This is a genomic window from Acinetobacter sp. CAU_H_56 (assembly GCF_058599425.1).
The window spans coordinates 2,730,181-2,743,760 of record NZ_CM178654.1; the positions used below are offsets into that span (position 1 = coordinate 2,730,181).

General features: G+C 44.9%; 15 protein-coding genes. 7 read left to right on the top strand and 8 right to left on the bottom strand.

Annotated elements, in window-relative coordinates:
- Window positions 1–43: 43 nt before the first annotated feature.
- Window positions 44–820, top strand: a complete 777-nt coding sequence (locus AC4MCC_RS12910; RefSeq protein ID WP_491876235.1) for a class I SAM-dependent methyltransferase — start codon at window positions 44–46, stop codon at window positions 818–820.
- Between the two features lie 15 nt (window positions 821–835).
- Complete coding sequence (locus AC4MCC_RS12915; RefSeq protein ID WP_491885408.1) at window positions 836–1,414, top strand: hypothetical protein; 579 nt, start codon at window positions 836–838, stop codon at window positions 1,412–1,414.
- A gap of 83 nt (window positions 1,415–1,497) precedes the next feature.
- Here the strand turns inward: AC4MCC_RS12915 and AC4MCC_RS12920 are convergent, their stop codons facing one another.
- Complete coding sequence (locus AC4MCC_RS12920) at window positions 1,498–2,700, bottom strand: TIGR03862 family flavoprotein (protein ID WP_491885409.1); 1,203 nt, start codon at window positions 2,698–2,700, stop codon at window positions 1,498–1,500.
- A 3-nt stretch (window positions 2,701–2,703) separates the two neighbouring features.
- Entirely contained in the window at window positions 2,704–3,348 is a 645-nt protein-coding gene (locus tag AC4MCC_RS12925) for a class I SAM-dependent methyltransferase (protein ID WP_419363882.1), read from the bottom strand.
- An 84-nt stretch (window positions 3,349–3,432) separates the two neighbouring features.
- Between AC4MCC_RS12925 and AC4MCC_RS12930 the strand changes: the two genes are divergently transcribed.
- Together AC4MCC_RS12930 and AC4MCC_RS12935 are read left to right on the top strand one after the other, a co-directional pair.
- Window positions 3,433–3,609: a DNA gyrase inhibitor YacG gene (locus tag AC4MCC_RS12930; protein ID WP_419363792.1), complete on the top strand. Its 177-nt coding sequence runs from the start codon at window positions 3,433–3,435 to the stop codon at window positions 3,607–3,609.
- Window positions 3,610–3,817: 208 nt separating this feature from the next.
- Window positions 3,818–3,946 (top strand): hypothetical protein, encoded by a 129-nt coding sequence (locus tag AC4MCC_RS12935; protein ID WP_312535453.1) that lies wholly within the window; start codon window positions 3,818–3,820, stop codon window positions 3,944–3,946.
- Window positions 3,947–3,978: 32 nt separating this feature from the next.
- On the opposite strand, the gene AC4MCC_RS12940 is transcribed toward AC4MCC_RS12935, so the two are convergent.
- The 5 genes from AC4MCC_RS12940 to AC4MCC_RS12960 form a co-directional block, all read right to left on the bottom strand.
- Window positions 3,979–4,623, bottom strand: a complete 645-nt coding sequence (locus AC4MCC_RS12940) for an MBL fold metallo-hydrolase (protein ID WP_491885410.1) — start codon at window positions 4,621–4,623, stop codon at window positions 3,979–3,981.
- A gap of 21 nt (window positions 4,624–4,644) precedes the next feature.
- Entirely contained in the window at window positions 4,645–5,658 is a 1,014-nt protein-coding gene (gene hemH, locus AC4MCC_RS12945) for a ferrochelatase (protein ID WP_491885411.1), read from the bottom strand.
- 65 nt (window positions 5,659–5,723) lie between these two features.
- A complete protein-coding gene (locus AC4MCC_RS12950; protein ID WP_312156452.1) occupies window positions 5,724–6,752 on the bottom strand; it encodes a DUF4062 domain-containing protein in 1,029 nt (342 codons plus the stop codon).
- Window positions 6,753–6,867: 115 nt separating this feature from the next.
- The gene (murI, locus tag AC4MCC_RS12955) at window positions 6,868–7,746 is read right to left on the bottom strand and encodes a glutamate racemase (RefSeq protein ID WP_419363798.1); all 879 of its coding nucleotides are present in this window, start codon (window positions 7,744–7,746) and stop codon (window positions 6,868–6,870) included.
- Window positions 7,747–7,795: 49 nt separating this feature from the next.
- On the bottom strand, window positions 7,796–8,407 hold the full coding sequence (locus tag AC4MCC_RS12960; protein WP_419363800.1) for a DUF1285 domain-containing protein: 612 nt from the start codon (window positions 8,405–8,407) through the stop codon (window positions 7,796–7,798).
- Window positions 8,408–8,594: 187 nt separating this feature from the next.
- Here AC4MCC_RS12960 and AC4MCC_RS12965 point away from each other — a divergent pair, with 187 nt between their 5' ends.
- A complete protein-coding gene (locus AC4MCC_RS12965) occupies window positions 8,595–10,307 on the top strand; it encodes an electron transfer flavoprotein-ubiquinone oxidoreductase (protein ID WP_005232462.1) in 1,713 nt (570 codons plus the stop codon).
- Window positions 10,308–10,595: 288 nt separating this feature from the next.
- Here AC4MCC_RS12965 and tusA read toward each other — a convergent pair whose 3' ends face one another.
- The gene (gene tusA / locus AC4MCC_RS12970; RefSeq protein WP_004781744.1) at window positions 10,596–10,856 is read right to left on the bottom strand and encodes a sulfurtransferase TusA; all 261 of its coding nucleotides are present in this window, start codon (window positions 10,854–10,856) and stop codon (window positions 10,596–10,598) included.
- 201 nt (window positions 10,857–11,057) lie between these two features.
- Here tusA and AC4MCC_RS12975 point away from each other — a divergent pair, with 201 nt between their 5' ends.
- Complete coding sequence (locus tag AC4MCC_RS12975) at window positions 11,058–11,897, top strand: CorC family transporter (protein WP_004781742.1); 840 nt, start codon at window positions 11,058–11,060, stop codon at window positions 11,895–11,897.
- On the top strand, window positions 11,894–13,453 hold the full coding sequence (gene lnt, locus AC4MCC_RS12980; RefSeq protein ID WP_491885412.1) for an apolipoprotein N-acyltransferase: 1,560 nt from the start codon (window positions 11,894–11,896) through the stop codon (window positions 13,451–13,453). The genes AC4MCC_RS12975 and lnt overlap by 4 nt, the downstream gene beginning before the upstream one ends.
- Window positions 13,454–13,580 lie beyond the last annotated feature (127 nt).

The window sequence follows — 13,580 nt, forward strand, 5'->3', positions numbered from 1 at the left end:
TATGCTATTTTATATCGATGAAAAAGATTAAAAAGCGCAAAATATGACACAATCACTGCATCCTGCAGCTCAACAGGGGTTTAGTGCAGCGGCTGAGCTTTATCAGCAGGTACGCCCTGACTATCCGGCAGATCTTAGCCCATGGCTTGCCGAGACACTGTCATTGCCTGTAGATGCAGATCTTGTCGATTTGGGAACAGGAACAGGTAAATTTATTCCCTATTTGCGCCCACTCAGCAGCCACATCACCGCTATTGATCCTGTTCCTGAGATGCTGGCCCAGTTAAAACTGGCACATCCGGATATTCATATCCTCGAAGGGATGAGCCACCAGCTTCCCCTGCCCGATCATAGCGTGAATGCCGTGTTTTGTGCACAGTCATTTCACTGGTTTTCCAATCTTGAGACCTTAAAGGAGCTGGATCGGGTACTTAAACCTCAAGGCTTTCTGGTACTGGTCTGGAACCAACGAGATATTACAGTCGACTGGGTCAAAGCCCTGGCAGATTGCATTGCACCACTGGAAGGTGATACGCCACGCTATCATAGTGGTGCCTGGCGTGAGGTATTTGAAGAACAGAATCTCTTTCAGCCTTATGCTGAAACGCAAATGCGCCAGCTACAGCATGGCCCTGTCGAACAGGTGGTTTCCAAACGCTTATTGTCGACCAGCTTTATTGCCGCACTACCAAAAGAACAGCAACAGCAGCTCAAGCAGCAATTCGAACAAATTATCAAAAACTATACGGACAAGGGTGCAGAAGATATGATTAATTTCCCTTATATCACCTATGTTTATGTATTCAAGAAAAATAATTAGGAACAGGATTCAATCATGCACACGATTCAATTGATGTCACGAACTGCACTTTTCACTGCCGCCATGTTTTTGATGGCCTGTGACCAGAAAAGTTCACAATCTGTAGAACAGCAGGCAACGGAAGACTCTGCATCAGAGGAAATCATGCAGGAATTGAAAACTGGACCCGTGAAAAACTTCCCTAAAACAGAAGATGATTCACATGATATCGCTGCCTTAAATGACTATGAAGAACGTTTCCAGGAAATGAGCGCGGATCTGGAAGCTGAACTCAATGGCATGCGCAATGATGACAATCTGACTCCGGAATTTGTCCAGCAACGTCAACGTGATCATGTCCAGTCTTCGCTAAATATGCTCAAAGATCTGGAGCTGAAAACTGAACAGGGCCGTTATATTCAGGGTTTGATGTATCAATACTGGGAACATCAGGAAAAATTGGTGAATAGTCCGAAATCTCAGGCCACTACCGTAAATGAAGCCAGTGAAAATGTAAAAGGTCTGGGCAAATATCTACATGCCCAAGAGCAACTGGAACGCTGGCGTTCGCAATATCCAGAGATGATCACTGCAAATAAAGCCCCAGCACAATAAATAATACATTTCAGGAAGCAGATGCTTCCTGAAATTTTATATGCAGTCCTGAGATTTAACTTTCACTTTCTGAAGAATGCGTATTATTGAGCTTGAGCTAAATAGTGCTGCACCCCTTCTGCGGCTGCACGTCCAGTGGCAAAACAGGCTGTCAGCAAATAACCACCCGTAGGCGCATCCCAGTCCAGCATTTCACCACATAAGAACACATGTGGATTGGATTTAAGCTGAAGCTGCTCTGACAGAACCTCGCGTTTAACGCCACCTGCACAGCTAATCGCTTCCTGTATAGGACGGAAACCGGTTAAAGGAATTTTCAATTGCTTAATCTGCTGTGCTAATTCAGGAGCATTTTGCCAAAGCGGTTTTGGTACCAGTTCACGCACCAGAGCAGCTTTTGCACCATCCAGACCTGCTTTCCGCCAGATATTATTTAAAGATTGCTTTTTACTTGGCTGTAATTTTTTAGCTAATTGTTCTACGGTTTGATCCGGAAAAAGATCCAGATTCAGCTGCATCGGCTGGCCCTGTTTCAGCTGTTGACGCAGTCCCCGACCCTGTTTATAGATCAGACCACTTTCCAGACCATAGTGACTGATCACAATATCACCCTTAGTCTTGTCGCCACCCTCACCCCAAGCTTCGACCCGTTTTAAGGGCTGGCCAAAGATCGGCTGCATAAACTTGGACCATGGATATTCCACACCCGCATTACTGGCTTGGAAAGGTTCAATCTCGCTGCAATCAAGCCATGCTTGCCATTTCCCATCACTGCCGAGTTTTGACCATGACACTGCACCGCAGGCCAAAACAATCGCATCAAAGTTTTCTGTGAATGCGCAATCATTTTTTAAATCATGAATCTGTAGTTGATGATTTTCCAGATCTAGAATTTGATGGCGATAATGAAATTGCACCCCTTGCTCAGTTAAGCGTTTTAACCAGACACGCAATAGTGGAGCGGCTTTCATTTCTGTAGGAAAGACCCGACCTGAGGAACCGATATAAGGTTCAATGCCAAGATCTCTCATCCAGTTTTGAATCCATATGGCATCCCAGCGTTTGATCCAAGGCTCTAACCAGTCCACTTGATCATAACGTTGCACAAACTGTTCGACTGGCTCGGCATGGGAAATATTTAGACCGGTTTTCCCAGCCATCAGAAATTTACGGGCAGCCGAAGGCTTCTGTTCAAAAACATGTACTTCATAATCAGACTGGCTCAGAACTTCTGCAGCCATCAAGCCTGCCGGGCCAGCACCTACAATTGCAACGCGCTTCGTCATGGCTTATTCCGCTGAACTCACATTCTGCCCTTGTAGCGGCTGAAACTCATCAAAACGTGTTGTATAGCCTTCCGGTTTACTAATAATCAATTGCTGGCACAACTCACCACGCTCTAGATATTTAATTTCAAAATGAGTTCTTGCCGAGTCTTGGCCAATGATTTCTTTAACAAAAGGCAGCTTCCACAAGTTTTGAACCTGCTGTTCTGCTTCCTCAATATATTCAGGAATATTGCTGGCTAAAGTAATCGTGCCACCAGTTTTTAAACGCGATAATAAAAACTCAAAAAATGGCATATTCAGCCAGCGCTGTGCCGGGTTATGCGGCTCAGGGTTCGGATATAAAATAAAAAACTGTTCGACTTGCGCTGGATAGAGAGCATGCACAATCCACGGCAAGGCATCGGCATGAACCGTTTGTAAATTCGGTTGTCCTTCCAGCGCATGCTGTTTTTGCATGGCTAAAAATTTTTCTCGAGTTCGCTCGATCGCAATCAGCTTGCTGTTCGGATTGGTCTGGGTAAAGAGCAAAGCATGTTTACCTTTGCCCGCACCGATTTCCACACAAACCGGTTCAGAACTGATACTTTGGAAATCACGAGGCGCATGCATACGCTGTGCTTGAAATTGACGAATCGACATAATCAGATCAAACTAATAAAAACTGTATAAGTCTAACAAGTGCAGTTATATTTGCCTAATCGAAGCTTTATTTTTCTAGGGAGTGCGCTGATGTCGACCACTTTAAAATGTCCACGCTGTGGCAAACTGACCACTTGGGAAAATAATGAATTTCGTCCTTTCTGCTCGGAGCGCTGCAAAATGCTTGATCTAGGCGCTTGGGCCAGTGAGGAATATAAATTGCCGACCCAAGATGCTCCAGCGGCTGAATCTTCTGAAGAAGACTGAACCTTTTAAAATATCCTATCGCCTTAAGCATATCCTAAATAATCACATGATTTTTATAAAAGGCCTGTAGAAAACCAACACAAGTTAACAGCACATATGCCAGTTTAATACTATGTTCTTACGCAGAAATATCACATTATTTTAGAGCAAGAATATGGGCTACATTATTCTAAAGATCATTTTAATTGGGGTAGGAATACTTGCGATATTGTCATTAGGAATAGGCATTTTTCAACAGGATGGCTTATTTATTGTCGTTGGAGTTCTGCTTGCCATTATGACCTGGCTGATCTATGCACAAACCCGCCAGTCTTTGAATAATCCTTTTAGCAAATAAAAAGACCAGCTAGGCTGATCTTTTTACCTACTTTAACCCGCTTTTCCCGCAACGAAAGGGTTATGCTGCTTTTCAAAACCAATATTGCTGATCGGACCATGTCCTGAAATAAACCGAGTTTCATCCGGCAGACTAAAACATTCGCGCTGGATTGAATCGAGTAGCTGCTGATGATCGCCACGCGGAAAGTCTGTCCGTCCAATTGAGCCTTTAAACAGCACATCCCCTGTCCATAACAAAGCATGGTTCCTGTTATAGAACATCACATGACCTGGGGTATGACCCGGAGCAAAACGTACTTCAAACTCTTCATCACCCAGTTTGAGAACCTCTCCACCTTCCAGCCATTGCGTGACTTCTACTTTTTCCGGAATCGGAAAACCGTAACGGGCAGAGACTTCCTGAATCATATCCAGCCAGAATGCATCGTCCTTATGCGGACCAATCACCGGCACATCCCAAACGTTTTTTAAAGCACCAACTGCTCCAGCATGATCGAGATGACCATGAGTCAGCCATAAAGCCTTGACTGTTAAGCCCAGTGCTTCTACTTCCGCTTTTAATTTTTCAGGTTCGCCCCCTGCATCAATCAAAACAGCCTCTTTACTGTCACTATCCCAAAGAATCGAGCAGTTTTGCTGAAATGCAGTCACAGGAACAATTTTGACTTGTAACATAGGATAAGAAACCTCAAAAGATTAATGGGCAAGCGTCTGGCTCAATGCCTCAAGATTAGCCTGTAACAGCGTATTGAGCAATTGCACATGATCCTCACGATTATTCAAAGCCGGAATATAACTGTAGCTTTCCCCGCCATTGGCCTTGAAGGTCTCCCCATTTTCCATGGCCAACTCTTCTAGCGTTTCCAGACAGTCAGCCGAAAAAGCCGGACTCATCACCTGAATTGATTTCACGCCTTGTTTGCCCCACTCTTCAATTAAGGCATCCGTATAAGGCTTAACCCACTCCTGTTTACCAAACCGGGACTGGAAACTAATTGCATATTGATCTTCAGATAGACCTAAAGCTTCTGCAACCAATTTGCCTGTGATTCGGCAACGATCTGCATAGGGATCACCTTTATCGGCATAGGGCTGTGGAATACCATGAAATGACATCAACAGTTTTTCCGGCTGCCCATGAATCGCCTGATAATCCCGAACACTTTGCGCCAGTGACTGAATAAATAAAGGGTGTTGATAATAATCGCGGATAATCGACAAACCAGGTAAATTGCGCTGTTTCAGCACCCATTTTGCGACTGCATCATACAGAGGCGCGGTAGAGGTCGCTGAATACTGGGGAAATAATGGAAACAGAATAATGTGATCTTGGGGTTGAGCCGAAATCTGATCAAGGACAGCCTGAATATTGGGATTGCCATAGGTCATGGCAGGCACCACATTCAGTTCAAATTGCGGATATTGTTCAATGAGCTTGGCCTTTACTTGACTTACCTGCTGCAGCAGAATCTCACGCATGGGTGAATCCTCACCCCAGACCTGTGCATAAGCCTGGGAAACCCGCTTGGGACGGAACGGTAAAATAAATAAACGCAGAATAAGTTGCCAGATCGGCTTGGGAATTTCAATGACACGCTGATCAGATAAAAACTGCTTCAGGAAATCGCGTACTGCCGGCACAGTCGGTGCATCAGGTGTGCCTAAATTTGCCAATATAATCGTAACTTTCGGTTTAGCTGTAGAAAACATGCAGTACGCCCGTCGTGGTATCAACCCGCTTACTTTAACAGCTTTTTACTTATTCTCTATATGGATTAATACACTGACTTATATTGAAAAGTACGATCTTTATCCAGCAAGTTACTGTCCAGCAGTTTCTGTGCCTTAGGCGTAATCTGCCAAAGCAGACGCTGGCGGTCATCACGGCCCGACGGTACAATCCAGTCGTTCTGGCGCATTTGCAATTTCAGGCTATGTAGGGCACGGATATTAATCTGGGCACGGGCTACAGCATGTGCACGCGGCATTTCCGCTCGTGCATCTTCCAGACCGGTTTCATTCAAATACTCATTCATACGCTTGGAGAAAAATTCCTCCGGCGTTGGATTAATGAAGGTAGAGCCAAGAATAGCCAGCAATTGTGCCCAGGTCAGTCTCTTCTGAACTTTCAGCTCTTTAAAGTTACCATCCTGATAAGCATGCATACGGTATTCGAAAGAGAAAACTTCATGCATAGACACTTTCGGTAAGCTCAGGAAAGGGTCTACTTCACGCGTACCGCCATCTCGTTCCAGTTGGGCCACTTTGGCTTTGAGCTGGTCAATCTCGTCATGCAAGGCTTGAGTATTCTGCGGACGTACCCAGCCACTTACCGGATAACGTTCCAGCATTTGCGGCATGTTCAAACGCACCGCCATTTCCAGATCGCGCAGGGTGCGATAGCAAAAGACCTGATCAGCTTCCTGCTGCAATAACTGACGAAATTCTTTAAATTTTTCCTGTAATTCAGGTTTGGTATCGTGCAATGAAGAATCACGTGAGGCCGGATCTTCATGCATAAACACAATAATCGGTTTCTGCTTGGTCACAGCGTAAATGTATTCCAGGTGCATATAACCCACACCGGAAACCGACTGCTCGCCATACTGGCTGCCCAGCAGAATCACCACATAATCACAGTCATCAATCTGGCGACGCGCAAATGCAGTATTTAAAGGAGTGCGTTGTTCCAGCCCCCAGGAAAAGAAACCCATGCCGACCAAAGTCTGTGACAAGATGATCCGCTCTGGCTGCATTTCTGCACCAGAGGTGGAGATAAACACCTGATAACGTTTATCGAGCATTGATTATCCTCTTTTACTGCACATTGATCTGGCCGGCTAAACCCTGCCCTGACACAATATGACGACCCCAGTATAAAAATATATCTTTGAAAATTATAAGATGAGTGATGGTCGCCTAGCTGACTTCTGTCTCCATATTACTGACCTGCCATTTAATATCGGCTGGAATCAGATGCCCTAAAATCGGCTGGAGCTGTTCAGCATTTTGACCACTAACCACAAGTCGGATTTTTAGACTGTCCTTGCACTCATGTTCAAATAATAACCCATTTTTGATCAAAATTCGGGCCGTTTGTCTCGCAACCGCGAATCCTGAGTCAATTAATGTCAGCTTTTGACCAAAAATATACTGAATTGACGATTTTAGGAAGGGGTAATGTGTACATCCTAGCACTAAATAATCAGCACCCTGATCAACAACCGGTTGTAAAATCTGAGTTAATGTCGCCAGACACTCAGGACTCATCTGCTGACCGGCTTCTACAAAAGGCACCAGATCCAGACAGGTCACCGGAATCACTTTGACCTGTGCCGGCTCGGCAAAACGGGTCATGACATCCTTAATCAGCTGGCCACGAAAGGTTGCAGGTGTGGCCAGGACGGCCACCGTTTTGGATTGAGTATTGAGGACTGCAGGTTTGAGCGCTGGCACCAGTCCAATGATCGGAAAGTTTTCACCGTAATGCTCACGTAAATAATCCAGGCTAAATGCAGAAGCGGTATTACAGGCGACCACTGCAACTTTACAGCCTTCACGATACAGCCATTCAATCGCTCGCGCAGTCAGGTCACGGATTTCCTGATCTTTACGCGGTCCATAAGGTACGTAAGCCGTGTCGGCATAATAGACAAAGCGTTCATTGGGCAAATACCGGGCAATTTCCAAAGCAACCGATAGCCCTCCCACACCAGAATCAAAAATCCCGATAGGTGCATCAGCACTGGCTTTAGGCATGGGATTTACTAAGGGATAAATCGGTTGGATAGCGCTCATAACGTTGCTAGTTGCTTGTTTCAAATGACCTTGCGACAAAGCTTAAACCTCAGGTGCTTAAATGCAAGTCTAAATCACCACTTTTCAAGCTTAAAACCGTCTCTCCAGCAGCATTTTCACCAAGCTCGCCCATCTCCACCAGATGTAGAAAAGCAGCCCGCTGAATCAGCGCATTGATTCCAAAACGGACATGCACATAAGGGCGCAATTCATCCTGATACTGACGCATAAAGATAGGATGTTCGCTATCTACAATAATGAGGTCCTGAGTTGTTGTGGTCAGTTGCAGGTAAGTCTTGCCTTCAATCTCGACCTGATCCACCTGATTCACAAACAGAGGTTCATCTTCGACCTCGATTTCAATCATTTCAACTGGCGTCTTTAGGTAGAATTTTCCCTCTTCTTTCCAGAGTACCGTTGAAAACAGCTCTATCATCGGCTGACGCTTGATCAATTGACCTTCGTGCCACCATTCTCCATTGGCCAAAACCTTGAGATCCATTGCCCCACAATGCTTTGGATGCCATTGCTCCAAAGGCGGGATTGACCTTTTGTGACTGCCCTGTGCATCTTTTAAGTATTGTGCGATATCCATTAAATTTTTATCATCGCTAGAAGCTACTTTTTTCGTCGGATTTTTCTCGGGTGCTGACTTATTCATATAAAGAAGACCTTAATGACGGAAAAATAATATGTTTCAGCCAATTGGCTTAACCTGGGTTTAAAACTATACTAGCCCAGATGCTTAAAGACACTACTATTTTTGTGTCTAGGAATTCAGAACACTCATGGCAGCACCCAATCATCCGATTATGGTTGCCACCGAATAGAAATATGAGGAGTCCTACATGGAACACATCGAACGTGAATCGATGGAGTTTGACGTTGTGATCGTAGGTGCGGGTCCTGCCGGCCTGTCTGCTGCAATCAAGATCCGTCAACTTGCAATTGAAAACAATTTAAATGATCTGTCCGTTTGTGTCGTAGAAAAAGGCTCCGAAGTCGGTGCACATATTCTTTCGGGTGCTGTGCTTGAACCACGTGCCATGAACGAACTATTCCCGAACTGGAAAGAAGAAGGTGCGCCTTTAAATGTTCCTGTGACAGAAGATAAAACTTTCTTCCTTCTTTCAGATGAAAAATCACAAGAAGCACCGCACTGGATGGTGCCAAAAACCATGCACAATGATGGCAATTATGTTATCTCACTCGGTAATGTGGTGCGCTGGTTAGGCCAGAAAGCTGAAGAGCTGGAAGTATCGATCTTCCCGGGCTTTGCTGCTTCAGAAATTCTGTATCATGAAGATGGCACGGTCAAAGGTATCCAAACCGGTGACATGGGGATTGGCAAAGATGGCGAACCGACGCATAATTTTGCACCAGGTTATGAGCTGCATGCCAAATACACCATCTTTGCAGAAGGCTGTCGCGGTCATTTAGGTAAACGTCTGATCCAGAAATTCAACCTGGACAAAGATGCTGATCCGCAGCACTACGGTATCGGCATTAAAGAACTCTGGGAAATTGATCCTGCCAAGCATAAACCAGGCCTGGTGATGCATGGTGCCGGCTGGCCATTGTCTGAAACTGGTTCTTCAGGTGGCTGGTGGTTATACCACGCTGAAAACAATCAGGTAACCCTAGGCATGATCGTGGACCTTTCTTATGAAAATCCACATATGTATCCATTCATGGAAATGCAGCGCTGGAAAACCCATCCACTGATCAAACAGTATCTGGAAGGCGGTAAACGTATTTCTTATGGTGCACGTGCCGTAACCAAAGGTGGTTTCAACTCTCTGCCGAAATTCACCTTCCCGGGTGGTTCTTTAATCGGTGATGATGCGGGCTTCCTGAACTTTGCCAAAATCAAAGGCTCACATACTGCAATGAAATCTGGCATGCTCTGCGGTGAAGCGGTATTTGAAGCGATTGCTGCCGGTGTAGAAAAAGGCGGTGATCTGGCGATTGCACGTGTGACCGAGGGTGAAGACTTCTTCGTGAAAGAACTCACATCTTATACAGACAAGTTCAACAATAGCTGGCTGAAAGAAGAGCTGTACAGCGCACGTAACTTTGGCCCAGCAATGCACAAGTTCGGTCAATGGATGGGTGGTGCATTTAACTTCATCGACCAGAATGTCTTTAAAGTGCCATTCACGCTCCATGATTTAGTGCCAGACTTTAAAACCCTGAAAACAGTTGATGCCGTGAACTTCAAGCCGAACTATCCAAAACCGGATGGCAAGCTGACGTTTGACCGTCTGTCTTCTGTATTTGTATCGAATACAGTCCATGAAGAAAACCAGCCAGCGCACTTAAAGTTAACTGATGCTTCGATTCCTGTAGATGTGAACCTACCAAAATGGGATGAGCCTGCTCAGCGCTACTGCCCGGCGGGTGTGTATGAAATCATGGAAAATGATGATGGTTCGAAACGTTTCCAGATCAATGCAGCGAACTGTGTACACTGCAAGACCTGTGACATCAAAGATCCATCTCAGAATATCACCTGGGTAACACCGGAAGGTGGCGGTGGTCCGAACTACCCGAATATGTAATGCTTAATTAGCTTGCATAAGCCTCTAAAATAATTAATTACTTTAGAGGCTTTTTTTATATTTATAAGATTATGAAGTATGCATCATTAAATTTTTTTACTATTGAATGGCTTTGTTGCATAAATATGTAAGCATCTGATTTAAATAAATTTAATTTTGGATCAAAAAATAATCAAAACTTTTAAAATCATATAGTTATGAAATCTTTGTGCAACAAAGCCGCTTTCTTTTAATTTTAATCTTTCAAAAATATGGGCAAATAAATCACTCATCTGCCCAAAAAATCTTTTAACCGCCTTTTTTCACCAGATAGTGGAACTCTTTATTGCCATTTTCATCCAGACGTTCTTCTTGGAGCAGCAGTTCATGTCCTAAATGCATACAGAATTTTGGAATATCCCAAGAGGTTGAATTATCCGTAGCAAAAACTTCAACTACATCACCAGCTTTAGACTTACGGATGGCTTGATGCAACATCATCACTGGCTCAGGGCAGCGTAATCCACGGGTATTCAATTGCAGGCTTGGCGTAATTTCGGCTTCAGACATCGACAGACTCAGGAATTCAAGATCAGCCTTATTTTAGCATAAAGCGGCTATCGCATTGCAGCCTGCGCTTTGAGCCAATTCACAAAACCAGACTGACCCGCGCGATCAAGTCTGCGCAGCATAATTACAATAGACAAGCGTATTTTCTGCGGTATGATAAAATCACGTTTTTTTAGATATTAAGAGTCTTTAGGAAAGATCATGCACGAGGAATCAGGCCCGTCGTGGGGTATGCGCGGCTTACGTAAATGGCTGGGAACTGCACCCGAAACTCGCGACGAACTGCTAAAATTAGTACAAGATTCACGTCGATTTTTAGAACCCGATACTGTTGCAATGCTGGAAGGCGTATTGGACCTGCCAGCCACCAAAATTCGTGAAGTCATGACGCCAAGAACGTCTATGATTAGCTTGCAGGAAGATGACCAACTTCTGGAAATTCTGCATGTTTTAGTTGAATCTGCACATTCGCGATTCCCTGTGTTCTCATCGGATCAACCGGATAATGTAGTTGGTATTTTGCTGGCCAAAGATCTGCTTCCTTTCCTGACCGAGCCTTCTTCCAAAGTCGATATTCGTGCCTTGATGCGTCAGCCATTGTTTGTGCCTGAAAGTGCGCGTTCGGATCAGGTTCTACGTATGCTGAAAAATACCCAGACTCATATTGCGGTAGTGATTGATGAGTACGGTACAACTTCAGGTCTGGTGACTCTAGAAGATATTCTCGAAGAAATTGTGGGTGAAATTGAAGACGAACATGATATTGCGGATGAAGAAGCACAATATATTGTTCCAGATCAAGACCCGAAGACAGCCAATACCTGGGTAGTTCAAGCGCTGACGCCAATCGAGCATTTTAACAATATGCTGGATGCCAATTTCTCCGATGATGAAGTTGAAACCATGGGCGGTTTGTTATTGCAGGAAATCGGTCTGGTAAATGATCTGGAAGGTCAGACGATTGAACTGGAAAACTGGCAATTTACCATTCTTGAGGCAGATTCACGTTCTATTCGTTTAATTCGAGCTGTGCGCCAATGAGAGCATATTTCGATAAGCTATTAAATCCAGCCCAGCAGCAAAAGCAGTTAGCCCTGATTTATCCTGTACTGATTGCCTTATTTGCCGGCGCTATTTTTAGCCTGGCACTAGCACCTTATCATTACTGGTGGCTGGCGATTCTCTCTCCTGCCTTACTGTATGCTTGCGTCCGTGGTCGTAGTGCGAAACAGGCTTTTGGTATTGGCTGGGCTTATGGGATTGGATTGTGGTTTGTGGGTGCATTCTGGCTCTATACCTCTATTCATGTGTATGGCGATACCAGTTCTTTCCTGAGCATAATCATGATCTTGATCATGGCGATCGTCATGGGACTGTTTACTGCGCTTCAAACTTTCATTTATCGTCGATTTTTCCCAGAAACTCCTCTTACCTTCGCACCACTTTGGGTGATCTTTGAATGGGCCAAAACCTGGGTATTTACCGGTTTCCCATGGTTATTTGCAGGTTATGCTTTTACTGAGCTCTATCTGGATGCCTATGCGCCTTTATTTGGTGTATTTGGGGTGTCCTTTGTAGTGATTGTTCTGGCCTGTGCGCTGGTTGAAATCTTAAGTAAACGGGTCTTCTGGATCGTGCCTTCTGCACTCTTATTATTGGGTGCCTGGGGTGCTGCACAACTGACTTTCGTACAAGAAAAAAATGAAAAGCCGCTCACCGTTTCTCTGATTCAGGGCAATATCCCTCAGGATCTGAAATGGTTAACTGAATATCAGGTAAAAACCCTGCTGATCTATGCCAATCTGAGCAAGACTGAATGGGGACGTGACTTGATTGTCTGGCCAGAATCTTCGATTCCGATGTTCCAGACTGACATCGAGCCTTTCTTGGAGGCCATGAAAGTTCAGGCAGAAAAATCTGGAACAGCTTGGGTCACAGGTATTCCATTCTGGGATCTAGCTGAGTCACAGGAAGCAGGCACGCCAAAATATTACAATAGCATCATGGCGACCGGTGATGAGTCGAGTGGACTTTATAAGAAGCAGCGTCTGGTGCCTTTTGGGGAATATATTCCACTCTCTGGCGCACTCAGTTGGGTACTTCCAGCTCTGCAAAACGACCCTTCGGTGAGTGGTTTCTCGCGTGGTGCGGATATCCAGAAACCATTAAATGTGAAAAACCATCCTTTAGGTGCAGCGATTTGCTATGAAGTGGCTTATCCAAACCTGACTCGTCGTAATGCCAGCCAAAGCGATTTTCTGGTGACCGTATCTAATGATGCCTGGTTTACTGGCACTGCCGGTCCACAGCAACATTTACAGATGGTACAAATGCGGGCCAAGGAAAATGGTCGCTGGTTTATTCGTGCTACCAATACTGGGGTAACTGCGTTCATCGACCACAATGGCCATATTGTGAAACGTGCACCTATGGATAAAGAAGCTATACTCCGCGGTGAGTTACCCGCCATGCAGGGTGAAACGCTTTACATGAAACTCAGCGACTGGCCAGTACTGATTTTCTCCGTATTGTTATTATTACTGGGTTGGCGCTTCCGCCCACGTAAGGTGGATATCAGCTTTAAGTCTAGAAGGTAAGTATTTATTCCCTCTCCTTTTAGGAGAGGGTTAGGGAGAGGTCATTATGTGTTTCATCCTCTCCTTAATCCTTTCCCACATGGAGAGAAGGTATTAAGTATAAAAAAACCGAGGTTCATGCCTCGGT

Coding starts and splice junctions, on each gene's coding strand:
- AC4MCC_RS12910 (WP_491876235.1), top strand. CDS start 44: ATGACACAATCACTGCATCCTGCAGCTCAACAGGGGTTTAGTGCAGCG.
- AC4MCC_RS12950 (WP_312156452.1), bottom strand. CDS start 6,752: ATGCTCGATAAACGTTATCAGGTGTTTATCTCCACCTCTGGTGCAGAA.
- murI (WP_419363798.1), bottom strand. CDS start 7,746: ATGAGCGCTATCCAACCGATTTATCCCTTAGTAAATCCCATGCCTAAA.
- AC4MCC_RS12975 (WP_004781742.1), top strand. CDS start 11,058: ATGCACGAGGAATCAGGCCCGTCGTGGGGTATGCGCGGCTTACGTAAA.
- lnt (WP_491885412.1), top strand. CDS start 11,894: ATGAGAGCATATTTCGATAAGCTATTAAATCCAGCCCAGCAGCAAAAG.
- AC4MCC_RS12930 (WP_419363792.1), top strand. CDS start 3,433: ATGTCGACCACTTTAAAATGTCCACGCTGTGGCAAACTGACCACTTGG.
- AC4MCC_RS12960 (WP_419363800.1), bottom strand. CDS start 8,407: ATGAATAAGTCAGCACCCGAGAAAAATCCGACGAAAAAAGTAGCTTCT.
- hemH (WP_491885411.1), bottom strand. CDS start 5,658: ATGTTTTCTACAGCTAAACCGAAAGTTACGATTATATTGGCAAATTTA.
- AC4MCC_RS12920 (WP_491885409.1), bottom strand. CDS start 2,700: ATGACGAAGCGCGTTGCAATTGTAGGTGCTGGCCCGGCAGGCTTGATG.
- AC4MCC_RS12965 (WP_005232462.1), top strand. CDS start 8,595: ATGGAACACATCGAACGTGAATCGATGGAGTTTGACGTTGTGATCGTA.
- tusA (WP_004781744.1), bottom strand. CDS start 10,856: ATGTCTGAAGCCGAAATTACGCCAAGCCTGCAATTGAATACCCGTGGA.
- AC4MCC_RS12915 (WP_491885408.1), top strand. CDS start 836: ATGCACACGATTCAATTGATGTCACGAACTGCACTTTTCACTGCCGCC.
- AC4MCC_RS12940 (WP_491885410.1), bottom strand. CDS start 4,623: ATGTTACAAGTCAAAATTGTTCCTGTGACTGCATTTCAGCAAAACTGC.